Annotated in this window: 1 protein-coding gene; it reads left to right on the top strand. The window is 40.6% G+C overall.

Annotated elements, in window-relative coordinates:
* Positions 1-31: 31 nt before the first annotated feature.
* Positions 32-424, top strand: a 393-nt coding sequence (locus ACO0KY_RS19670; RefSeq protein WP_423048928.1) for a hypothetical protein, incomplete at its 3' end; no start/stop codon positions are given.

The raw sequence follows: 424 nt of genomic DNA, 5'->3' as shown, positions 1-424 counted from the left end.
TGTCAGCACAGGTCCTGTTGTATCGCACAGGATGACAGAGTATTTGGAGCAACAGCCAACAGATGGAGCAGTTCCATTACTCTATCCACATCACTTTGTTGCTAGACAATTTCAATATCCAAAAGAGCACAAGAAACCCAATGCAATAAGGGTTGCTCCAGACTCTCAAAAATGGCTAATGCCCAACGATGGTTTTTATGTCATTGTTAGACGATTTTCTGCCAAAGAGGAAAAAAGACGAGTTGTTGCATACATTGTCAGTCCTGACCAAATAGGAAAAAAATGGATTGGTTTTGATAATTGCTGGAATGTCTTTCATATCAAAAAACATGGCTTTGACGAGACAACAGCAATGGGTTTGGCTTGCTTTCTAAATAGCACTGCCCTAGATGACCATTTCCGTGTTTTTTCAGGACATACCCAA

The organism is Undibacterium sp. Dicai25W (assembly GCF_049340505.1).
GTDB classification, from domain to species: domain Bacteria; phylum Pseudomonadota; class Gammaproteobacteria; order Burkholderiales; family Burkholderiaceae_D; genus Undibacterium; species Undibacterium jejuense.
Note: the sequence above shows the minus strand (reverse complement) of the source record. Positions and strands in the feature narration are given on the sequence as shown.